Annotated in this window: 21 protein-coding genes; 7 read left to right on the plus strand and 14 right to left on the minus strand. The window is 71.5% G+C overall.

Going from position 1 to position 22,021, the window contains the following annotated elements:
* Positions 1–332 precede the first annotated feature (332 nt).
* The gene (gene miaB / locus V6V47_RS27600; protein WP_334631298.1) at positions 333–1,868 is read right to left on the minus strand and encodes a tRNA (N6-isopentenyl adenosine(37)-C2)-methylthiotransferase MiaB; all 1,536 of its coding nucleotides are present in this window, start codon (positions 1,866–1,868) and stop codon (positions 333–335) included.
* A gap of 56 nt (positions 1,869–1,924) precedes the next feature.
* Here miaB and V6V47_RS27605 point away from each other — a divergent pair, with 56 nt between their 5' ends.
* A complete protein-coding gene (locus tag V6V47_RS27605; protein ID WP_334631299.1) occupies positions 1,925–2,215 on the plus strand; it encodes a DUF2277 family protein in 291 nt (96 codons plus the stop codon).
* Positions 2,216–2,260: 45 nt separating this feature from the next.
* Here V6V47_RS27605 and V6V47_RS27610 read toward each other — a convergent pair whose 3' ends face one another.
* Together V6V47_RS27610 and selD are read right to left on the minus strand one after the other, a co-directional pair.
* Positions 2,261–2,740 carry a hypothetical protein gene (locus V6V47_RS27610; RefSeq protein ID WP_334631300.1) on the minus strand — a complete coding sequence of 160 codons (480 nt, stop codon included), beginning with the start codon at positions 2,738–2,740 and terminating at the stop codon, positions 2,261–2,263.
* A 245-nt stretch (positions 2,741–2,985) separates the two neighbouring features.
* Positions 2,986–3,981, minus strand: a complete 996-nt coding sequence (gene selD / locus V6V47_RS27615) for a selenide, water dikinase SelD (protein WP_442934314.1) — start codon at positions 3,979–3,981, stop codon at positions 2,986–2,988.
* Positions 3,982–4,169: 188 nt separating this feature from the next.
* Here selD and V6V47_RS27620 point away from each other — a divergent pair, with 188 nt between their 5' ends.
* From V6V47_RS27620 to V6V47_RS27635, 4 genes are all read left to right on the plus strand, one after another.
* On the plus strand, positions 4,170–4,925 hold the full coding sequence (locus V6V47_RS27620) for an amino acid ABC transporter ATP-binding protein (RefSeq protein WP_334631302.1): 756 nt from the start codon (positions 4,170–4,172) through the stop codon (positions 4,923–4,925).
* A 57-nt stretch (positions 4,926–4,982) separates the two neighbouring features.
* Positions 4,983–5,918: a glutamate ABC transporter substrate-binding protein gene (locus V6V47_RS27625; protein WP_334631303.1), complete on the plus strand. Its 936-nt coding sequence runs from the start codon at positions 4,983–4,985 to the stop codon at positions 5,916–5,918.
* Between the two features lie 79 nt (positions 5,919–5,997).
* Positions 5,998–6,654 carry an amino acid ABC transporter permease gene (locus tag V6V47_RS27630; protein ID WP_334631304.1) on the plus strand — a complete coding sequence of 219 codons (657 nt, stop codon included), beginning with the start codon at positions 5,998–6,000 and terminating at the stop codon, positions 6,652–6,654.
* A 52-nt stretch (positions 6,655–6,706) separates the two neighbouring features.
* Positions 6,707–7,579 (plus strand): amino acid ABC transporter permease, encoded by an 873-nt coding sequence (locus V6V47_RS27635; protein ID WP_442934315.1) that lies wholly within the window; start codon positions 6,707–6,709, stop codon positions 7,577–7,579.
* Positions 7,580–7,694: 115 nt separating this feature from the next.
* Here the strand turns inward: V6V47_RS27635 and V6V47_RS27640 are convergent, their stop codons facing one another.
* From V6V47_RS27640 to V6V47_RS27675, 8 genes are all read right to left on the minus strand, one after another.
* Positions 7,695–8,009 carry a hypothetical protein gene (locus V6V47_RS27640; protein WP_334631306.1) on the minus strand — a complete coding sequence of 105 codons (315 nt, stop codon included), beginning with the start codon at positions 8,007–8,009 and terminating at the stop codon, positions 7,695–7,697.
* A gap of 157 nt (positions 8,010–8,166) precedes the next feature.
* Positions 8,167–9,933 (minus strand): ribonuclease Y, encoded by a 1,767-nt coding sequence (gene rny, locus V6V47_RS27645; protein WP_334631307.1) that lies wholly within the window; start codon positions 9,931–9,933, stop codon positions 8,167–8,169.
* A 1,028-nt stretch (positions 9,934–10,961) separates the two neighbouring features.
* Positions 10,962–11,273: a 3-keto-5-aminohexanoate cleavage protein gene (locus tag V6V47_RS27650; protein ID WP_334631335.1), complete on the minus strand. Its 312-nt coding sequence runs from the start codon at positions 11,271–11,273 to the stop codon at positions 10,962–10,964.
* Between the two features lie 39 nt (positions 11,274–11,312).
* Entirely contained in the window at positions 11,313–12,011 is a 699-nt protein-coding gene (locus V6V47_RS27655; RefSeq protein WP_334631308.1) for a regulatory protein RecX, read from the minus strand.
* Positions 12,012–12,025: 14 nt separating this feature from the next.
* Positions 12,026–13,072 carry a recombinase RecA gene (recA, locus tag V6V47_RS27660; protein ID WP_334631309.1) on the minus strand — a complete coding sequence of 349 codons (1,047 nt, stop codon included), beginning with the start codon at positions 13,070–13,072 and terminating at the stop codon, positions 12,026–12,028.
* A 183-nt stretch (positions 13,073–13,255) separates the two neighbouring features.
* Positions 13,256–13,456 carry a DUF3046 domain-containing protein gene (locus tag V6V47_RS27665; protein WP_334631310.1) on the minus strand — a complete coding sequence of 67 codons (201 nt, stop codon included), beginning with the start codon at positions 13,454–13,456 and terminating at the stop codon, positions 13,256–13,258.
* A 4-nt stretch (positions 13,457–13,460) separates the two neighbouring features.
* Positions 13,461–14,783 carry an MFS transporter gene (locus V6V47_RS27670; RefSeq protein WP_334631311.1) on the minus strand — a complete coding sequence of 441 codons (1,323 nt, stop codon included), beginning with the start codon at positions 14,781–14,783 and terminating at the stop codon, positions 13,461–13,463.
* Between the two features lie 419 nt (positions 14,784–15,202).
* On the minus strand, positions 15,203–16,543 hold the full coding sequence (locus V6V47_RS27675) for an aminotransferase class I/II-fold pyridoxal phosphate-dependent enzyme (RefSeq protein WP_334631312.1): 1,341 nt from the start codon (positions 16,541–16,543) through the stop codon (positions 15,203–15,205).
* Between the two features lie 34 nt (positions 16,544–16,577).
* On the opposite strand from V6V47_RS27675, the gene V6V47_RS27680 reads away from it, so the two are divergent.
* Both V6V47_RS27680 and leuE read left to right on the plus strand, forming a co-directional pair.
* On the plus strand, positions 16,578–17,819 hold the full coding sequence (locus tag V6V47_RS27680) for a bifunctional pyridoxamine 5'-phosphate oxidase family protein/GNAT family N-acetyltransferase (protein ID WP_334631313.1): 1,242 nt from the start codon (positions 16,578–16,580) through the stop codon (positions 17,817–17,819).
* Entirely contained in the window at positions 17,819–18,490 is a 672-nt protein-coding gene (gene leuE, locus V6V47_RS27685) for a leucine efflux protein LeuE (protein ID WP_334631314.1), read from the plus strand. Before V6V47_RS27680 ends, leuE begins: the two co-directional genes overlap by 1 nt.
* Here leuE and V6V47_RS27690 read toward each other — a convergent pair.
* The 3 genes from V6V47_RS27690 to V6V47_RS27700 all read right to left on the minus strand — a co-directional run bounded on the left by V6V47_RS27690 (position 18,487) and on the right by V6V47_RS27700 (position 21,923).
* On the minus strand, positions 18,487–19,416 hold the full coding sequence (locus V6V47_RS27690) for a sporulation protein (protein ID WP_334631315.1): 930 nt from the start codon (positions 19,414–19,416) through the stop codon (positions 18,487–18,489). The genes leuE and V6V47_RS27690 overlap by 4 nt on opposite strands.
* 93 nt (positions 19,417–19,509) lie before the next feature.
* Positions 19,510–20,574, minus strand: coding sequence for a hemolysin family protein (locus V6V47_RS27695; protein ID WP_334631316.1), 1,065 nt, complete (start codon positions 20,572–20,574; stop codon positions 19,510–19,512).
* On the minus strand, positions 20,571–21,923 hold the full coding sequence (locus V6V47_RS27700; RefSeq protein ID WP_334631317.1) for a hemolysin family protein: 1,353 nt from the start codon (positions 21,921–21,923) through the stop codon (positions 20,571–20,573). Before V6V47_RS27700 ends, V6V47_RS27695 begins: the two co-directional genes overlap by 4 nt.
* Between the last annotated feature and the right edge of the window lie 98 nt (positions 21,924–22,021).

Consider the following 22,021-nt stretch of genomic DNA (forward strand, 5'->3'; position numbering starts at 1 on the left):
CTCCGACTTCCCGCCACCCGCGCCACGCGGCCCGCGCCACCCGCCACCCGCGCCACGCGGCCCACGACGGGTCGGGCCGCCACGGCCGCCCGGTCCGCGGCGCGTTAGGCGCCACGCGCCACCCGCACCACGCGGCCCGCGCCACGCGCCCCGCGCCCCGCACCACGCGCCACCCGCGTCGATCTAGGGGAGATCACTGTGAGTGGATCTCACTTCACGACGATTTTCCCTAGATCGACGCGGGCGGCCGCGGCGGGCTGCGGGCTGCGGGCTGCGGGCTGCGGGCTGCGGGCTGCGGGCTGCGGGCTGCGGGCTGCGGGCTGCGGGCTGCTTTAGTGGGCGGCGCAGCCGTTGGCGGGCGCGGGCGCGACCGCCGGAGCGCCGATCGTGGGTAGACCGAGCAACACCCCGGGGGTACGCGGTGAGCGGCCCGCCTCGGCGGCGTCACCGGCCCGGGTACGTCGGTGCGACAGCGGCGCGCCGTCGGCGTTGAGGTGGTGCGGGGCGGCGTACGTGATGGTGGTGTGCACGATGTCGCCGGGGCGGATGGCCCCCGCGATGCTGCCGGCGCCACCGGGCTGGCCGGCCGCTCCGGGTGCCGCCGTCGCGAAGTGCACGAGGCGGCCGTCGCGGGCCCGGCCGGACATCCGTCCGGTCCGCTCGTCCTTGCGACCCTCGCCGACCGCGACCAGCACCTCGACGGTCTCGCCCACCAGGCGCTTGTTCTCCGACCAGGTGATGTCCTCGACGGTGGCGATCAGCCGCTCGTAGCGCTCCTGCACGACCTGCTTGGGCAGTTGGTCGTCCATGGTCGCGGCGGGGGTGCCGGGGCGCTTCGAGTACTGGAAGGTGAAGGCCGAGGAGAAGCGGGCCTCGCGGACCACGTCCAGGGTGCGCTGGAAGTCGGCCTCGGTCTCGCCGGGGAAGCCCACGATGATGTCGGTGGTGATCGCCGCGTCCGGCATCGCCGCCCGGACCTTCTCGATGATCCCCAGGTAGCGGTCGGACCGGTAGGACCGGCGCATCGCCCTGAGCACGTCGTCGGAGCCGGATTGCAGCGGCATGTGCAGCGAGTGGCAGACGTTCGGCGTCTCGGCCATCGCGGCGATCACGTCGTCGGTGAAGTCCTTCGGGTGCGGGCTGGTGAACCGGACCCGCTCCAGCCCGTCGATGTCGCCGCAGGCACGGAGCAGCTTGCCGAAGGCGTACCGGTCGCCGAACTCGACGCCGTACGAGTTGACGTTCTGCCCGAGCAGCGTCACCTCGAGGACGCCCTCGTCGACCAGGGCGCGCACCTCGGAGAGGACGTCACCGGGGCGGCGGTCCTTCTCCTTGCCACGCAGAGAGGGCACGATGCAGAACGTGCAGGTGTTGTTGCAGCCCACCGAGATCGACACCCAGCCGGCGTACGTCGACTCGCGGCGGGTCGGCAGCGTGGACGGGAAGACGTCCAGCGACTCCAGGATCTCCACCTCGGCGGCGGAGTTGTGCCGGGCCCGCTCCAGCAGCACCGGCAGCGCGCCGATGTTGTGCGTGCCGAAGACCACGTCCACCCAGGGCGCCTTGCGGACGATCTCGCCACGGTCCTTCTGGGCGAGGCACCCGCCGACCGCGATCTGCATCCCCGGGTGCTTGTCCTTCACGGGACGCAGATGACCGAGGTTGCCGTAGAGCCGGTTGTCGGCGTTCTCCCGCACCGCGCAGGTGTTGAAGACGACGATGTCAGGGGTGTCGTCGGCCTGCGCCGCGCGCACGTACCCGGCCTGTTCGAGCAGGCCGGAGATGCGCTCGGAGTCGTGCACGTTCATCTGGCAGCCGTAGGTGCGCACCTCGTAGGTGCGCGCGCTGCCCGCCGCTGCGGTAGTCATGACGAGGACAGCGTATCCGGATCGGCCGGATCGCCCCGAACCGAGGAGCGCACGACATGTGCCGAAGCATCAAGACGCTGCGTGAGCCGTTCACCCCGCAGGTGACCGATGCGGACATCGAGGCGGCGGCGTTGCAGTACGTCCGAAAGATCTCGGGCTTCCGGGCGCCCGCCGCGCACAACGCCGCCGCGTTCGACGCGGCGGTGGCCGCCGTCACCGAGGCGACCCGCACGCTGCTCGACCAGCTCGTGGTGCGGGGCGCCGGGCCGACCGCCGCGGACCGGCCGGCCGCGCTCAGCGAGGTCGACCAGCGCGAGGCCGCAGCCACCGCCCCCAGCCACGGCTGACCGCGGACGCCGCGCCCGACCTGCGGGCTGGCCCGGCCCACGGGGTCAGGCCGCGGCGAGCGCCGGAACGACCGTGTCGGGCGCCCAACGCGACCGGTGACACTGCGACCAGCCCCGACAGCCCGGGTCGGCCAGCGTGCAGAGCCGCTGCCGGCTGAGCACCTCGCCGTCGTCAGTGTCCAGAATGTCGAAGTGCACCGGGCGGACCGTGCCGTCCGGGGTGACCAGCAGGTGCCGGCCGGCGTCGAGCGTGTCGTCACGTAGCAGGCAGTTGCGCTCCAGCAGCCGGGCCAGCGCGGCGATGCCGGCGTGCTCGGAGAGCCGCTCGGGCACCCCGTAACAGTCGACGATCGTCGCGAACTCGCCGGGCGCCTGCCAGACGTCGCAGACCACCGCGTACGTCGGCAGCCGCGCCGGGTCGGCCACCGCCAGCGGCATCACCACCCGACCGAGCGCCTCGGCCAGCGCCGGGTAGACCTCCACGGGTCGAGCCCGGTCGATTCTCCAGTTCCACAGCTCGGTCATTCCGCCTCCTCGCTGCGTTCGTCCCCACCGGCCTCCGGATCGGGCCTTACTCACGATGGTGGGGGGCATTTGACCCCAGCCGGGGGCAAGTTACCGGTCTGTGACCATTCCGGGCAAAATTTCCTAGCACGACGTTGCTGGGAGTAGCGGGAAGGTGACAGTTTATCGGGTATCGTGCGCCGTTCGCGCGATCGACTCTCGCCTTTTTTACCCACACCCGGGTCTGTGCCGGGTCTTCGTCGAGGTCAGCGCAGGACGACGAGGTGCTCACCGCGAGGCAGCAACTCACCCACCACGGGGGCGCCCGGCACTTCACCAGCGACCAGCAGGCCGCCGGAGGTCTGCGCGTCGGCCAGCAGCAACCGCTCTCCCTCGTCTGCCGCACCGAAATCGGTCCACGGCGTGACCCAGTCCAGGTTGCGCCGGCTGCCGCCGCTGACGTACCCGTCGCGCAACGCCTCCCGCGCACCGGGCAGGTACGGCACCCGGGCCGTGTCGAGGGCGACCGTGAGCTGGCTGGCCCGGGCCAGCTTCGAGGCGTGCCCCAGCAGCCCGAACCCGGTCACGTCGGTGCCGCAGCGGATACCCGCCGCGACGGCCGCGCGCGCGGCGTCCCGGTTGAGGGCGCTCATCGTGGCCACCGCCTCGGGGAAGCTCTCGCCGGTCGCCTTGTGCCGGGTGTTGAGTACGCCCACCCCGAGCGGCTTGGTCAGCGACAGCGGCACCCCGGCCTGGCCCGCGTCGAGGGTGATCAGCTCCTCCGGCCGGACCGTGCCGGTGACCGCGAGGCCGTACTTCGGACCGTCGTCGTCCACGCTGTGCCCGCCGGCCAGGTGACAACCCGCTTCCCGGGCCACGTCCTGACCACCGCGCAGCACCTCGCGGGCCAACTCGAGCGGCAGCACGTCGCGCGGCCAGCAGAGCAGGTTGAGCGCGACCAGCGGGACGCCGCCCATGGCGTACACGTCGGAGAGCGCGTTGGCCGCGGCGATGCGCCCCCAGTCGTAGGCGTCGTCGACCACCGGGGTGAAGAAGTCGGCCGTGCTGACGATGCCGGTCCGCTCGTCGAGGCGGACCACCGCCGCGTCGTCACCGTGGTCCAGACCGACCAGCAGCTCGGCGGTGCCGGTCGCCGGACCGAGACCGGCAACCATGATCTCCAACTCGCCCGGCGGGATCTTGCAGGCGCAGCCACCGCCACGGGCGTACTTCGTGAGGCGTACCGGTTCCGTCATCCTCACATGATCCCGGCTACAGAGCGCACGCGCCACCACACCGACTGCTTGCCGCCCCCGAACCGACGCTGGACGACGATCGTGGCCGGTGTTACCGCTCCGTGACCCGCCGGGTTGCGTTCCGCCACATCAAGCCGCCTACAGTGGCCGCACCGGGGGTCAACCGACCCCGATCCGGTGAGACGACAGGGACGGTGGACGACGTGACGACGGGCGAACCGCTCATCGTGCTGGACGCGGTCAACAAGTGGTTCGGGCCGCTGCACGTGCTGGACGACGTCTCACTGTCGGTGGGTCGGGGCGAGGTGGTCGTGGTGATCGGCCCGTCCGGCTCCGGCAAATCGACGCTGTGCCGCGCCATCAACCGACTGGAACCGATCAACTCGGGCACCATCACCTTCGACGGCCGGCCGCTGCCAGCCGAGGGCAAGGCCCTCGCGAAGCTGCGCAGCGAAGTGGGCATGGTCTTCCAGTCCTTCAACCTCTTTGCCCACAAGACCATCCTGGAGAACGTCACCCTGGGGCCGATCAAGGTCCTCAACGAGAAGCAGGCGGTGGCCCGCGAGCGCGGCCTGGCCCTGCTCGACCGGGTCGGCATCGCCAACCAGGCGGACAAGTTCCCCGCGCAGCTCTCCGGCGGCCAGCAGCAGCGGGCGGCCATCGCCCGTGCGCTGGCCATGCAGCCCAAGGCGATGCTCTTCGACGAGCCGACCAGCGCACTGGACCCGGAGATGGTCGGCGAGGTGTTGGACGTCATGACCTCGCTGGCCAGCGACGGCATGACGATGGTCGTGGTCACCCACGAGATGGGCTTCGCCCGGCACGCCGCGAACCGGGTCATCTTCATGGCCGACGGCAAGCTCGTCGAGGACGCCTCCCCGGCCGAGTTCTTCGAGAACCCGCGCAGCGACCGGGCGAAGGACTTCCTCTCCAAGATCCTCACGCACTAGGCGTCCGTAGTGGAGCGTGCCGGTCACCGGCGGGCTCTGTCGTAGAAGGAGATGAGTATGCGTATGAAGCGCGTGGCGGCGGTCGCCATGATGGCCTCCCTTGCCCTGTCGGCCGCGGCCTGCGGCAAGGAGGGTGAGCCGACTCCGAGCGCCGGCGGGAGCGCCTCCGGCGGTGCCCAGTCCGACACCTGCCAGTCGTCCGGTGCGACCTTCACCCCGAAGACGGACGCCGCCGTCGCCGGCAGCCCCGCCTTCCAGAAGATCAAGGCGGCCGGCAAGGTCTCCGTCGGCGTCAAGTTCGACCAGCCGAACCTCGGCTACAAGGACGCCCAGGGCAAGCGCTGCGGCTTCGACATCGAGATCGCCCAGTACGTAGCCAGCACGCTCGGCATCGACCCGGCGAAGATCGAGTACAAGGAGATCGCGTCGGCCAACCGGGAGACCGCGATCAAGGGTGGTGAGGTCGACTACTACGTCGGCACCTACTCGATCACCGACAAGCGCAAGAACGACATCTCCTTCGCCGGCCCGTACTTCATCGCCGGTCAGGATCTGCTGGTCCGCAAGGACGAGTCGTCGATCACCGGCAAGGACACCCTCAAGGGCAAGAAGGTCTGCTCGGCCACCGGCTCGACCCCGATCCAGAGGATCCGGGACGAGGGCCTGACCGAGCCGAACAACATCGTCGAGTTCAAGACCTACTCGGAGTGCGTCTCGCAGCTGCTCGACAAGAAGGTCGACGCCGTCACCACCGACGACGCCATCCTCAAGGGCTACGCCGCACAGAGCCCGAGCGAGCTCAAGGTCGTCGGCAAGCCGTTCAGCACCGAGAAGTACGGCATCGGCCTGCCCAAGGACGACAAGGCGCTGCGCGACTACGTCAACAACCAGATCGAGGCCGCGTTCACCGGCGGCACCTGGCAGAAGATCTACGACGGCACGCTCGGCAAGTCTGGCTCGGCCGGCACCCCGCCGCCGCTCGAGCGGTACTGATCGACCGGCTCGACACGAGTTGCGACGCCGGGCGGGGCTCGTCCCCGTCCGGCGTCCGTCCGAGGACTGAGAGCGAGGCATGGGCGAGTTCTTCCGCGTACTGACGGACAACGGGCAACTGTTCCGTGAGGGGTTCACCAACACCGTCAAACTCTTCCTGATCGCCGCGGTCGGCAGCCTCGTCCTCGGCACGCTGCTCGGCGCGATGCGGGTCTCCCCCGTGCCGGCGCTGCGCGCGTTCGGCGCCACGTACGTCAACCTGGTCCGTAACACCCCCCTGACGCTCGTCTTCGCCTTCCTCGTGTTCGCGGTGCCGAAGCTGGACGTCAACATCGACTACTTCCCCAGCGCCACCATCGCGCTGACCGTCTACACCTCGGCCTTCGTCTGCGAGGTGATCCGCTCCGGCGTGAACACCGTCGCCGCGGGTCAGGCCGAGGCCGCGCGCGCGCTGGGTATGACCTTCGGTCAGGTGCTCACGCTGATCGTGCTGCCGCAGGCGCTGCGGGCCATGGTCCCGCCGCTGATGAGCGTGTTCATCGCGCTGCTGAAGAACACCACCATCGCCGCCGGCTTCTCGGTGCTGGAGGCCGGCGCGATCCCGTCGTACATGGCGGAGCGGGGCGAGCCGCAGTTCGCCGTCCTGCTCTGGATCACCATCGGCTTCCTGATCCTGATCCTGCCGCTGGTGGCCCTGCAGCGGATCCTCGAGCGCAAGTGGAGGGTGGCGCGGTGAGCGCGAGGAATGAGCTTGCGAGCCCCGCAGTCGCGACCGAAAGGTGGCTGAGTTGAGTCAGGCGTCGATTCTGTACGACCTGCCCGGCCCCCGGGCCCGTCGCCGCAACGCGATCCTCGGCGTCGTCTCCACCGCCGGCATCATCGCCCTGCTCGCCTACATCGGCTACAAGTTCGCCGACACCGGCCAGTTCGAGGCCCGCAAGTGGGAGCAGTTCCAGTACGCCTCGGTGCAGCGCGAACTGCTCACCGGCCTCGGGGCCACGCTGAAGGCGGCCGCCATCGCCGCCGTCCTGGCGCTGCTCTTCGGTGCGGTCTTCGCCAGCGCGCGGTTGAGCGACAAGTGGATCCTGCGCACCCCGGCCACCTTCGTGGTGGAGCTGTTCCGGGCGATCCCGCTGCTGATCCTGATCTTCTTCGGCTACTACGTGCCGTTGCAGTACGGCTGGTCGATCGACAAGCTGTGGGCGCTGGTCATCGGGCTGACGCTCTACAACGGGTCGGTGCTCGCGGAGATCTTCCGGGCCGGCATCAACGCGGTCCCCTACGGGCAGACCGAGGGCGGGTACGCGGTCGGCCTGCGCAAGAACCAGGTGCTACGGCTGATCCTGCTGCCGCAGGCGGTCCGCTCGATGCTCCCGGCCATCGTCAGCCAGCTCGTGGTGCTGCTCAAGGACACCGCCCTGGGCTTCATCATCACGTACCCCGAGCTGCTCTTCGTGGGTAAGCAGATCGGCGGCCGTTTGCCGTTCGGGCTGCCGTACGTGCCGGCGTACCTGATCGTGGCCGCGATCTACATCGCCATCTGCGGCGCGCTGTCGGCCCTCGCCTGGTGGTTGCAGAAGCGGATGGGCCGCACCAGGCGCACGGCGGCGAAGGTGCTGCCCGCCCAGAACGCCGGTGAGGACGCCGCCCGGATGATCTGACCAATCGGTCGTGTTGCCAGATCACGACGCGGGCCCCCGATATCCGCCAAAGCGGCGCAGGGATGCTGACCACATCGGTCATCCCCTGCGCCGCTCCGGTACGAGCTATCGAATCTCAGTCGTCCTGGCCCTGCTCCACGCCGTAGCCGGAGACGCTCTTGGTCGCGCCCGAGCCGCACTGAACCTTGGACACGGAGGTCCCTCCGGCGTAGTTGCCGTAGTAGGTCTTGGTCGTGTTGTTGGGTCCCTCAACACACCTGATCCAGACCCGGTGCCACCAGCGATACGTCCCCGCAGCGCACTGGGACTTGGCGCCGTGGGTGTAGGTCCAGTCCCGTGATGCGGTGCAGGGAGCCGCCTGCGCCGGAGCACTTTCCACCACGACGATGCCCGAGCTGATCACCGCCAGAACGAATCCGGTGCTGACCAAGCTACGAATCGACCTTCTACGCATAGTGCCTCCCCGTCCCTCTTGCGACGCTTTCGACGCAATGAGGCATAAGAATATAGAACTATGCGGATCATGTCGATGCGGTTACCGCTCAAATCTCACCGGAGGTCTCGTTCCGCCGACAGTCCTCGAGACGTCAGCGGGCGATCTCGGTGACCCGGGACTCACGGACCACGGTGACCCGGATCTGACCCGGGTAGGTCAGCTCCTCCTCGATCTGCTTGGCCACGTCCCGGGCCAGCACGGCCGCCCCGATGTCGTCCACGTCGTCCGGCTTGACCATCACCCGGATCTCCCGGCCAGCCTGCATGGCGAAGACCTTGTCCACACCGAGCTTGCTGGCCGCGATCTCCTCGATGCGTTCGAGCCGCTTGACGTACGCCTCCAGGCTCTCCCGGCGCGCGCCCGGCCGACCACCGGAGCAGGCGTCGGAGGCCTGGGTGAGCACGGCCTCGATGGTCTGCGGGGGAACCTCGTTGTGGTGCGCCTCGATGGCGTGCACCACGTCCTCGTGCTCGCCGTACTTGCGGGCCAGATCGGCGCCGATGATGGCGTGGCTGCCCTCCACCTCGTGGGTGAGGGCCTTGCCGATGTCGTGCAGGAACGCCGACCGCTTGATCGTGGGCACATCCAGCCGCAGCTCAGCGGCCATGATGCCGGCGATGTGCGCGGTCTCGACCAGGTGCTTGAGCACGTTCTGCCCGTAGGAGGTGCGGTAGCGCAACCGGCCCAGCAGGGAGACCATCTCCGGGTGGATCTCGGTGATGCCGACCTCCACCAGGGCGTCCTCGGCGGCCCGGAGGCAGAGCTCCTCCACCTCCTGCCGCGCCAGGTCGTAGACCTCCTCGATCCGGTGCGGGTGGATCCGCCCGTCCAGCACCAGCTTCTCCAGGGTGAGCCGGCCGACCTCCCGGCGTACCGGATCGAAGCAGGACAGCAACACCGCTTCCGGGGTGTCGTCGATGATCAGGTTGACGCCGGTCACCGACTCGAAGGCGCGGATGTTGCGCCCCTCCCGGCCGATGATCCGCCCCTTCATCTCGTCGCCGGGCAGGTGCAGGACGCTGACCACGCTCTCCGCGGTCTGCTCGCTGGCCACCCGCTGGATCGCGTCGACCACGATGTGCCGGGCCCGCTGCTCCGCGGTGTTGCGTGCGTCGGACTCGATGTCCCGTACCAGCAGCGACGCCTCGCGCTTGGCCTGCGTCTCGATCGCGTCGATCAACTCTTGGCGGGCCGCCTCGGCGGTGAGCCCGGCAACCCGCTCCAACTCCCGGCGGCGCAGCTCCTCCGCCTCGGCGAGCTCGGTCTCCCGCTGGGCGTGCGCGGACTCCCGGGCCGCGAGGGCGGCGCTGGCCGCGGTGAGCTGCCTCTCCCGCTCGGCGAACCGCTCCACCTCCTCGGTGTGCAGCCGCTCCCGCTCGTCCATCCGGGCCGCCCGGCGCTCAACCTCGGCCGCCTGCTCCCGGGTGGTGGCGGCGAGCACCGCGACCTCCCGTTCGCCGCTGCGCCGGGCCGTCGTCCGCAGTTGCTCCGCGTCCGCCTCAGCCTGCCGGTGCGCTCGCTCCAGAACGGTGTCCGCCTCGGCACGGGCGTCGTCGAGCACCCGCCGGGCCTCGGCCCGGGCCGCCTTCGCCTCGGCCTTCGCCGCCGCCGCCTCGGCGCGAGCGCCGGCTGCTGCGGACTTCGCCACGTCGATGGTGCTGCTCGCCTCGTCGGCCGCGGAACGCAGAGCCGCCAACGACTGCTCCTGGCGGTCCTTCTCGGCGATGAAGGCGGGATCGTCCGGCGCCGGCGCCGCACCCATCCGGCGCATCGCCCGGACGCCGAACAGCACGGCCCCGATCACCACCGCGGCGAGAATCACGACAGCCGCGAGGAGCACGACGTCGAAGGCGCTCATGCCCGGACCTCATGGGGCCCACCGGTGAACCTGTGCCGCCGCCCCGCCATGGCCGCCTCCCCTGAACATCGCGACCGCAGCGACCGTGTCGATGACACACTCCTGCGGCTGTGGACGCCCGACCGGAGCGGCTGGCCGTGGGTAGCTCTCTGCGCCGGCGATGCCCGCAGGCGTCGTCGGCGACCGGGTGCAGTTGTCGCGAAGCGCCGGACCGGCCAGTCCGGAACTGCCGCCAAAGGCCGCGGAGTCGGCCAAAGTGATGCTGTCTTGTTACGCGATCTATGTTGTGCGCTTAGCCTGCAATGGTCGGGCAATGTGAGCCTGTATGGCGAGGCTAGGTCTACGGGGGTGGTCTGGTCAAGGACTCATGATCAAACCCCCCGAACGGAGCGAAGTTGTACCGTCACCCAAAGCTGATGCGGTGTCGGACACGGAAGGACAAACGCGGCGAGCCGTCAGCGCGAATTCGGATGTCATGCCTGTTCAGCGATGTCGGTACGGCGCGCAACCCCACTCTGTGACACCAGCGACCCTGTGCCGCGCGCCTCATGCGCGCCGCACCCCGCACCCCGCACCCCGCACCCCGCACCCCGCACCCCGCACCCCGCACCCCGCACCCCGCACCCCGCACCCCGCACCCCGCACCAAGATCCGCGCAAGTTCGGGGAAGTTGCTGCCTGCGACGCGCCGAAGGCAGCACTTTCCCCGAAGTTGCGCAGATCTTGGCCGATCTCGGCCAAGATCGTGCTCGATCCTGGAAGTAGTGGCCTCGCCGTCGCAGCGATACAACTAGATCCTGGATCGAGTGCGATCAGCCCGCACGATCAGCCCGCACGATCCCCGCACGATCTGCGCACGATCCGCGCACGATCAGCGAGTGCGATCAGCGCACGATCAGCCGCTCCGGTGCGCCCTATCAGGGCGGGGCCGGGACCTGGGCGCGCGATTTACGCTGTGCGCGGTATACCTCAGAGTCATATTTATGCCTCTGAGGTACACCGCTCAGCAGAATGTTGCCCGCAGGACCGTCAACGCTCCGTAGTCGATCCGAGGCCGGGCGAGCCGCCCGCGCCGGGACCGGCAGCAGGGTCCGGCTCGATCCACGCCCCGGTGCTCACCCCGACCGGCAACCCGGGCCGGGCGGCACGGATCGCGTCGAGCGCGGCGGAGATCACCTCTGGGCGCAGAGATTCAGCGCCTGCCGCATCCCGGGGGTGGATGTGCACGGCCGTCGCGCCGAGCGCGGCACAGCGGGCCGCATCGGCGGCCAACTCGGCCGGGATGACCGGCACTGCCGGGTGTGCGCTCCGGCTACGCCCGCCGTTCAGGCACGCCTTCAGCGTTGGGACACACTCCCGGCGCGGGTCGCCTCGGACCGCTCACTCGACCGAACGGTTGTCGCGCTCCAGCTCGCCCTCGGCGTCGGCGAGCGCGTCGGCGTCGATCTGGTCGGCGAACTCGGCCGCCTCGGCGCTCTGCGCGGCGAGAGCGTCCTTCACCGCCCGGATCGCCACCCCGGGCGGGTAGCCCTTGCGGGCCAGCATGCCCACCAGCCGGCGGAAGACCGCGTCGGGCTCACCCCGGGCGGTGCGTAGTTTGCGCTCCACCAGGGCACGGGCGGTCTCCGCCTCGGTCTCCTCGTCCAGCTCACCGAGCGCCTCGATGGCCACGTCGCCGTCCACGCCCTTCTGGCGCAGCTCGTTGGCGAGCGCCCTGCGGGCCAGGCCCCGCCCGGAGTGCCGGCTGGACACCCAGGCCCGGGCGAACGCGGCGTCGTCGATGATGCCGACCTCGTCGTACCGGTCGAGCACCTCGGCCGAGACCTCCTCGGAGATCCCCTTCTTGGCCAACGCCCCGGCCAGCTCGGCCCGGGTGCGCGGCCGGACGGCGAGCTGGCGCAGACAGATCTCGCGGGCCACCTCCGACTCGTCGCGAGGTGTCGCCGGGGACTCGACCGCGTCGGTGTCCTCGGATCGGCCGCGGCGACCCCGGCGGGGGCGGGGCGTCTCGGTGGCGTCGCCCGTACGGGCAGGGCTGGCATCCCAGCCCCGTCCCGTACGGGCGCGTCGTCCTGCCATGGGTCAGCGACCGGTCAGAAGTCGACCGGCGGCAGCTCCGGGCCACCGGCGGCGTCGCCCGCGCCGACCCCGACGCCGAGCTTCTCCAGGATCTTCTTCTCGATCTCGGATGCCACGTCCGGGTTTTCCTTGAGGAACTCCCGGGCCTTCTCCTTGCCCTGGCCGAGCTGGTCGCCGTCGTACGTGTACCAGGCGCCGGACTTGCGGATGATCGCCTGCTCCACGCCGACGTCGATCAGCGAGCCCTCGCGCGAGATGCCCTTGCCGTACATGATGTCGAACTCGGCCTGCTTGAACGGCGCCGCGACCTTGTTCTTCACGACCTTGACCCGGGTGCGGTTACCGACCACGTCGGTGCCGTCCTTGAGGCTCTCGATGCGGCGCACGTCGAGCCGGACCGAGGCGTAGAACTTCAGCGCCCGGCCACCGGTGGTGGTCTCCGGGCTGCCGAACATCACGCCGATCTTTTCCCGGAGCTGGTTGATGAAGATCGCCGTGGTGCCGGTGTTGCTGAGCACACCGGTGATCTTCCGCAGCGCCTGGCTCATCAGCCGGGCCTGGAGGCCCACGTGGCTGTCGCCCATCTCGCCCTCGATCTCGGCACGCGGCACCAGGGCCGCCACCGAGTCGATCACGATGATGTCGATCGCGCCGGAGCGGATCAGCATGTCCGCGATCTCCAGTGCCTGCTCGCCGGTGTCCGGCTGCGAGACCAGCATCGCGTCGGTGTCGACACCGAGGGCCTTCGCGTACTCCGGGTCGAGCGCGTGCTCGGCGTCGATGAAGGCCGCGATGCCGCCGGCCCGCTGAGCACTGGCCACCGCGTGCAGCGCCACCGTGGTCTTACCGCTGGACTCCGGGCCGTAGATCTCGACCACCCGGCCGCGCGGCAGACCGCCCACACCGAGCGCGACATCGAGCGCGATGGAGCCGGTCGGGATCACGGCGGTCTGGACGACCGGCCGCTCCCCCAGCCGCATCACCGAGCCCTTGCCGAACTGCTTGTCGATCTGAGCGAGAGCAAGGTCTAGTGCCTTCTCCCGGTCAGGCCCTGCTGCCATGGTTGCCACCCCTGCCTTCGCCGGCGTCTTTGCTGAGCTTCGCGTCACGCGGACACGCTAGGCGCTGGGTCCGACAGAAAACCAGCCGACGGGCCGCGAGCTGTGGACGAGCACCCCGCTGTGGACAATAGCCGAACAGGTGTACGACTCAACAAGCGACACGCGGAAGCAGAAAAAGGCTGCTCAGCGTAGTCGTGCGGGCACTCGATCGGGATATGCGGCGCAGACGGCCCGCCACACCACGTGGGTCTGTGCCCCCGACGCCAGCGCCTGCTCGATGGTCCGCCCATCGAGCTGGGACAGCACCTGGTCGCGGGCGATGCTGGCCGCGTAGCCGGGCCCGAACGCCTCCTCCAGCCGCGTCCAGAAGTCGGTCAGCCGCACGTGATCAGCCCTCCTCGTCCGGTGCCCCGGTCGGCACCGGGCGCAACGCTAGCGCCACCAGGGGCACGGTCGCGACCGCCGCGAGCAGGGTGAGCACGGGATAACCGGCGACCTGCATGACAAACCCGCTGATCGCGGCCGCGCCAGCCCCGGCCAGCCCCATGATCAGGTCGGACAGCCCCTGGACGCTGGGCCGCACGTCGGCCGCCACCGACTCGGAGAGCAGCGTCGAGCCGGCCACCATCGTCCCCGACCAGCCCAGCCCGAGCAGGAGCAGACCGACCGAGAGCCGGGGCGTGTGGTGCCCGGCGGTGCCGGCGACCGCGCAGGCGGCCAGCAGCAGCCCGACCCCGCCGAGGATCACCGTCCGCCGGCCGAGCCGGTCGGTGAGCCATCCGACCAGCGGGGAGAACGCGTACATGCCGGCGATGTGCAGGCTCAACACGATGCCGACCAGCCGCAGCACGTCGGCGTCGGCATGCGACTCGCCGAGCCGGACCGGGGTCATCGCCATCACCGCCACCATCACGAGGTGACCCATCGCCACCGCGGCGATGCCGAGCCGGGCGGCCGGCTGTCCGCGTACCACCGACCAGGCCGCCCGCATCCCGGCGCCGCGCGGCGCGCGCACCTCGACCGGCGCGGCGGTCGGGCCGCCGTCAGCCGGCGCGGCGGTCGCCGCCGCGAGACGGCGCGCGGTGAGCAGTGGGTCGGGCCGGAGCAACCCGAGGAGTACGCCGCCGGCCAGCGCGAACGCGACCGCGCTGAACGCGAACGGGCCGGCCAGCGGCGGCAGCCCCCAGCCGATGGTGGCGTGGTCGGCGAGCGCGGCGAAGTTCGGTGCCGCCACCGCGCCGATCGTGGTGGCCCACACGACCAGGGAGAGCTGCCGACCCCGACGGGCCGGCTCGGCGAGATCCACCGCCGTGTAGCGGGCCTGCAGGTTCGCGGCGGTGCCCCCGCCGAAGAACAGCATGCCGAGGAAGAGCAGCGGCACCGAGTGGGCGGCCGCGGCCAGCACCACCAGTACGCCGCCGACGGCACCGACCGAGTACGCCACCACCAGGCCGGGCCTGCGCCCGCTCCGCGCCATGATCCGGGTGACCGGGATCGCGAGCAGAGCCGCGCCGACCACTCCGGTGCTCTGCGCCAGACCGGCCATCGCGGTGCCGGCGACGCGGGCGGCGAGCAGCGCGCCGACGGAGAGACCGATGGTCACGCCGATGCCGCCGATGATCTGGGTGGTGAAGAGCAGCCGCAGGGTACGCCGCTGGATCGGCGCGACATCGAGCCGGACGGGCTGCGGCGCGGTCAGGTCGGTGGCCATCGGCGCTCCTCGGGACGGGGGTGACCCCATCCTCGCGCATCCCGCCGCCCGGCCGACGCCCGTGGCTGGCACGGGGCCCTGGCCGCAACGAACGATCACCGATGCCGGGTACGCCCTTGGCAGCCGCGCCGTCAGTACCCGTTACCGCCGCCGTCACCACCGGACGCGATCGCGATCAGCGCGATCACGGCCACGACGATCACCAGCACGAGCACGATCCATAGGCCTTTGCGCGTCCCCGCCGAAGCCATGCCCATCCCCCTCGCTCTCCGGCGCCCCGCATACCCACCTCCCGCGCCCCGAACCACCGCGATCTTGCACTTTCCGCCTCGACATAGCGGACGAAGCGGGAGATATCAGCGACCCAAACTGCAAGATCGCGAGCGAGGGAGGCGGGGGCGCGGGGGGGGGGGAGGGGGTCAGGTGGTGAAGCCTTCGGGTGGGGTTGGGTTGGCGGCTCGGGTCAGGGCGACGGCCAAGGGCACCAGGTCGGCGGTGGTGAGCGGGCTGACGGTGATGCGGAGGGCGGGTGGGGCCGCGATCCGGTAGAGCGCGCCGGGTGAGACCGACCAGCCGGCGTCGCGCAGCGTGGTGATCGCGCTGGTCTCGTCCGCCACCGGCAGCCAGATGTTGATCCCGCTGCGGCCGTACGCGGTCAGGCCGTGCTCGGCCAGCGCGGCCAGCAGCCCCTCGCGCCGTTGTTCGTAGCTCGCCGCCGCGCGCCGCACCAGCTCGGTGACCGCCGGGTCACGCCACAGCCCGAGCACCAGTCGTTGCAGCACAGTGGAGACCCAGCCGGCGCCGACCCGTGCCCGGCCAGCCACCCGGGCCACGGTGGTCTCGTCACCGACCAGCACGGCGAGCCGCAGGTCCGGACCGAAGGGCTTGCTCACCGAGCGCAGGAAGGCCCAGCTCACGGTCGCACCGGCCAGCGGGTGCAGCGGTACGCGGGCCAGTTCGGCGGCGTGGTCGTCCTCGATCAGCAGCAGGTCGCGCCGGCCGGCGAGCAGCGCCCGCAGCTCCTTCGCTCGGGCGGCGGACACGGCGGCGCCGGTCGGGTTCTGCGCTCGGCTGGTGACGACCAGCGCCCGCGCGCCGGCGGCCAGCGCGGCGGCCACGCCGGCCACCAGGGGCCCCTCGTCGTCCAGCGGTACGCCGATCGGACGCAGCCCCAACGCGGCGATCAGGTCGAGCAGGTTGGCCCAGCCCGGATCCTCGACGGCGACCGCGTCGCCGGGCCGCAGGTGGGCGCCGAGCAGCCGTTCGATGCCGTCCAGCGCGCCGCCGGTGAGGGTGAGCTCCCCGGCCGGTACGCCGTCGGCGGCCAGCCGGGCGCGGGCCACGGCGGCCAGCTCGGGCAGCACACCGGCGTGGGAGTAGCCGACCGGCGGGCCGGTGTCGGCGGCGAGGGCCGCCAGGTGCGGGCCGAGCGGGGGCAGCAGCCGGGGGTCGGGCTCGCCCTGGGACAGGTCACGGGCACCTGGCAGCGCCCCGGGGCGGAGCGCGGAGCGGCGGGCGGCCACGGGCGGCCGGGGGCGGACCTTGGTGCCGTGTCGTCCCGCGGTGGCGAGCAGGCCGCGGTGGCGCAGCTCCTGGTAGGCGCGGGCGACGGTGGCCGGGCTGACGCCCAGCTCGGCGGCGAGCACCCGGACCGGCGGTAGTGCGGCCCCGGGGGGCAGCGCCTCGGTACGGATGCCCGACTCGATGCTGGCCGAAATCGCGACGGCCGTCGCGCCGGTGACCTGATAGTGTGCTGACACAAATAAGAGATTGTACTAGAACAAAGGGGCGAGCATGTACCCACCCACCGCTCGGACCATCCCCAAGCGTTCCCGCGAGAAGATGAGCTACGACGCGGACGCCGCACACGCCGTGCTCGACGAGGCGTACACGTGTGCGCTCGGGTTCACCGTCGACGGCGAGCCCCGCGTGCTGCCCACCCTGCACGTTCGCATCGGCGACACGCTCTACCTGCACGGCTCGACCGGCAGCCGGCCACTGCTCGCCGCCCGGGGCGACGGGCTGCCGGTCTGCGTCGCGGTGACCCTGCTGGACGGGCTGGTCCTGGCCCGCTCCCAGTTCCACCACAGCGCCAACTACCGCTCGGTGGTCGCGCACGGCACCGCCCGGCTGGTCACCGACGAGCGGGAGAAGTCCGCCATGCTCACCGCACTGGTGGAGAAGGTGGCCGCCGGGCGCAGCACGGACAGCCGCCCGCCCAGCCGGCGGGAGATGGCCGAGACCGCCGTACTGGCGCTGCCGCTGCGCGAGGTGGCGGTGCGGTCCCGCACCGGTGGGGTCCGCGAGGACGAGGCCGACCTGCACCTGCCGCACTGGGCCGGGGTGCTGCCGCTGCGGCTGACCGCCGGGGCGCCCGAACCGGACGCCGGGGTCACCGTGCCGCTGCCGGCGTCGCTACGGACCGCCCGTACGCCGTGGCACGACCCGGTGCCGCTGCGCGGCGAGCACGTGCTGCTGGAGCCACTGGACCTGGCACACGCCGACGAACTCCACGCCGCGTGCGACGACGAGGAGGTCTGGCGGCACCTCAGCAGCGCGCGGCCCACCGAACCGGCCGGCACCGCCGCGGTGGTCGCCGCCGCGCTGGCCGCCCAGCACCGGGGCGAGCGGGTGCCCTGGGTGCAGCGCTGCGCGGTGACCGGCGCGGTGGTCGGCACCACCTCGTACTACGAGATCGACCCCGAGCGGCGGTCGGTGGCGATCGGGCACACGTTCCTCGGCCGGCCGTGGTGGCGTACCGCGATCAACACCGAGGCCAAGCTGCTGCTGCTCGGTCGGGCCTTCGACGAGCTGGGCGCGGTGCGGGTGGCCTGGCACACCGACATCCGCAACGAGCGCTCACAGACGGCCATCGAGCGGCTCGGTGCCACCCGCGAGGGGGTGCTGCGGATGCACCGGCAACGCCCGGACGGTTCCTGGCGGGACACCGTGCAGTACGCCATGACCGTCGACGAGTGGCCGAGCGCACAGGCCAAGCTGCGAGAAAGACTTCGCCGTACGGCCCCGGTGGCGTGATGATGGCGGGCGTGCTGGGGATCACCGACATCTGGACGTACGTACTGGGCACCGTGGCCATCATCCTGCTGCCCGGGCCGAACTCGCTCTTCGTGCTCTCCACCGCCGCCAAACGGGGCGTGGCGACCGGGTACCGAGCCGCGAGCGGAGTGTTCGTCGGCGACGGGGTGCTGATGTTCCTCTCCGCCGCCGGGGTGGCGTCGCTGTTGAAGGCGTACCCCCCGTTGTTCCTGGTGATCAAGTACGCCGGTGCCGCGTACCTCGGTTATGTCGGGGTGACCATGCTGCGCGCCGCCTGGCGGCGCTGGCGCGACCGCAACGACCCGAGCACGCCGCGGCTCATCGACGCCGCGGAGCCGGCACCGGAGCGCAGCCCGTTCCGCAAGGCGCTGGTGATCAGCCTGCTGAACCCGAAGGCGATCCTGTTCTTCATCTCGTTCTTCATCCAGTTCGTCGACCCGGGCTATGCCTGGCCGGCGCTGTCGTTCCTGCTGCTCGGGTTGATCGCCCAGGCGGCCAGCGCGCTCTACCTCACCGCGTTGATCTTCGCGGGCACGTTCCTGGCCGCGCAGTTCCGGCAGCGCCGCCGGCTCGCCGTCGGCGGCACCACCGCCGTCGCCACCCTCTTTCTGGCCTTCAGCCTCAAACTGGCCACGGCCAGCGCCAGCTAGGTGCCGTCACCGCCGGAGCCGCCGCCGCCCACGCCCGCGCCGCCGGCGGTGCCGCCCAAGCCGTAGCCGGGCTTCACCGGCTCGTCGGGATGGCGGGTGACGTGGGCGGACTCGGTGATCCGCGCCGACCAGTCGGCATCCGAGGCCGCCGCCGCGTGCCGGTTGATGGCCATACGCAGCCAGCCGTCCACCGTGGAGATCCAGTCCCGCCGGTCGGCGTCGGCGTGCCAGATCCGGAACCGGCTGATGCTCTGGTGGGTGATCCCGGCCAGCGCCAGCCGGCGGTCGATCCAGAGGATCACCTCCAGTCCCGCCGCGTTGGTCACGAGGATCACCTCCAGCTCGGTCATCGGGCCGGCATAGAGCGGCGCCGCCCAGTAGCCCCACCGTTGGTGCAGCGGCAGCGTCTGCTCCACCCCCGGCAGCCCGCCCTCCTGCAACCCGGCCTGCCGGATCTGGAAGCCCAGCGTGTCCAGGGCCGCGAGCACGTACTGCTGGGTGGGGACGGGGTGCACGAAGACCGGCACCATGGCCCCCTGGTCGAGCTCCGGATCGACGGACACCTCGGTCCGCAGGCCCATCCGCAGACTCAACAGCGGCACCCCGCCGAAGATGGTCACCGGGGTCTCCCACGGCAGCGGCACCGCGAAATCCACCGCCCGTCGGCGACCGGCCGGTACGACGAACCGGCCGGCGATCGGCACCTGGTGGAACTGCACCAGGCGCCGGGCGGCGTCCGGGTCGTCCGGCTCGACCGTGGTGACCAGGCCGAGTCGGATGTGCCGCACGAGCACGTCATCCGGCCCGGCCGCGACCGTCACCCGCCCCGGCAGGCGCAGGCCCGGACGGGTGCTCGGGTTGGCCAGCGTGGTCTGCACGGACAGCCCGGTCCAGCCGGACTCCCGGGACACCCCCGTCAGCCGCACCGCGCCCCCTCCGGGTGCGGGGACCCGGCGGCCCCGCACCCGGCACGCCTACCCGGTCGGGGTCAGCTCACTCCCCGCCCGCGCGGGCGGGCGTCACCGCAGACGTCGACCACGCGGCACCGGGTCGGTCTCGTCATCGAACTCGCCGATGACCTCCTCCAGCAGGTCCTCCAGAGCCACGAAACCGATCGGCCGGGCCGGGCCGCCGCCGTTGCGCACCAGCGCGAGTTGAGACTGCCGGGCCCGCATCGCGGCCACCGCCTCGGTGACCGAGGACGTCGCGGGCAGGGTGAACGCCGACGACATCAGCTCCCCGGCGGTGGCCGCCCGACCGGCGGTCACCACCCGTACCGCCTCCCGGACGTGCACCAGGCCGCAGACGTCACCCGCCGCGTCCAGCACGGCCAGACGGGACCGACCGCTGTCCCGGCTGACCTGCTCGATCCGCTCGGCCGGGTCGTCCCGGCGCACGGTGACCATGGTGGCGAACGGCTCCATCACCTGCGCCACCGACGTGCCCTGCAACTCCAGCATGCTGGTGAGCAACTGGTGCTGTTCGGCGCCGAGCAGCCCGTGCTCACGGGACTGCTCCAGCAGGATGCGCAACTCGTCCGGGCCGTGCACCTGGGCCAACTGGTCCTGCTGGTTGACGCCGACGAGCCGCAGGATCGCGTTCGCCAGCGCGTTCAGCGCGGACAACACCGGCCGGGCCACCCGGGCGAAGGCGCGGAACGGCAGCGCCAGCAGCGTCGCCGAGCGCTCCGCGTCGGTGATCGCCCACGACTTCGGCGCCATCTCCCCCACCACCAGGTGCAGGAAGGTGACCAACCCGAGAGCGAAGACCAGGGCGATCACGTGGCTGGCCGTGTCCGGCAGGCCCACCGCGTGCAGCAGCGGGCTGAGCAGGTGCTCGATCGCCGGCTCGGCCAACGCGCCCAGACCCAGCGTGCACAGCGTGATGCCGAGCTGCGCGCCGGCCAGCATCAGCCCCAGCTCACGGACGCCGTCCAGCGCGGCCTGCGCGGACCGGCCGCCACTGGCCGCGGCCTGCTCCAGGCGGTACCGCTTGCTCGCCACCAGGGCGAACTCGGCGGCCACGAAGAAGCCGTTCAGCGCCAGCAGGATCACCGAGCTGAACAGCGCCACACCGGGGCTCATGAGACCCGCCCCTCGGTGAGCTCCAGCCGGACCGAGTCGGCCACGTGCCGGTCCACGGCCAGCACCTCGACCAGCGCCCGGGGCTCCGCGTCGCCGTCCTCGGCGTCGGCGCCCTCGGGCAGCAGGCTGATCTCCAGCCGGTCGCCGACCTCCGGCACCCGGCCCAGCTCCCGCATGACCAGCCCGGAGAGGGTGTCGTACTCCGGGGCTTCGGGCAGCGCGATGCCGGTGCTGTCGGCGACCTCGTCGATCCGCCAGCGGGCCGGCACCACCCACGAGCCGTCGTCCTGCCGGGCGGGCGCCCGCTCCGGCGGGTCGTCCTCGTCGCGGATCGGGCCGACCAGCTCCTCGGCGATGTCCTCCAAGGTGATCACGCCGGCGAAGCCGCCGTACTCGTCGACCACGCAGGCCATCTGCCGGTGCCCGGAGCGCAGGCGGTCGAGGACCGTGGGCAGGGGCAACGTCTCCGGCACCAGCAACGGCGGACCGGCCACCGCGCTGACCGGAGTGGTGGCCCGCTCCCCCGGCGGTACGCCGAGGACGTCGGCGATGCCGACGATGCCGATCAGGTCGTCGACGCCCTCCGTGCCGCGCACCGGGAACCGGGAGTGGCCGGTGTCCAGCAGCTCGACCACCCGGCTCACCGGCTCGTGCGCCCGTACGGTGTGCACGTCCACCCGGGGCACCATCGCCTCGCCGGCGCTCAGCTCCCGGAAATCCAGCCCCCGGTCGAGCAGCGTGGACATCTCGACGTCCAGGCTGCCCTCCTCGCGGGACTCGGCGATGATCTGTTCGAGGTCCGCCGGGGTGGCGCCGCTGGGCAGTTCCTCGATCGGTTCGATGCCCATCCGGCGCAGCAGCCGCACCGACGCCCGGTCGAAGAGCCGGATCACCGGCCCGGCGACCGTCAGGTACATGAGGGTGGACCGGCTCAGCGCCCGGGCCAGCGGCTCGGCCCGGGCGATGGCGAGGTTCTTCGGGGCCAGCTCACCGAGGACCATCTGCACCACGGTGGCGATGATCAGGGCGAGCCCCACCGACAGCGGCAGGCTGACCGTCTCGCTGACGCCGGCCACGCCGAGCAGGTCGGCCAGGCCGCCACCGAGGTACGGCTCGGCGACGTACCCGACCAGCAGCGCGGTCACGGTGATACCGAGTTGCGCGCCGGAGAGCATGAAGGAGAGCCGGCTGGTGACGGTCAGGGCCCGCTTCGCCGCGGCGTCGCCATCGTCGGCGAGCTGGCGGAGTTTGCCCCGGTCCACGGCAACGTAGCCGAACTCCTGCGCCACGAAGTAGCCGGTGGCGGCGGTGAGCACGATGATCAGAAGGAGACCAACGACGATCAACACGGGTCGCTCAGGGCTCCCGGGGTCGTCGGGACGGGAAGATGCCGGGCACGACCCGGCTGGCTACTGCTGCCCTCCTGGGCAGAAGAGTCGATCATGAG

The sequence above is a fragment of the Micromonospora sp. CPCC 205539 genome (genome assembly GCF_036906815.1).
Classification (GTDB): domain Bacteria; phylum Actinomycetota; class Actinomycetes; order Mycobacteriales; family Micromonosporaceae; genus Micromonospora.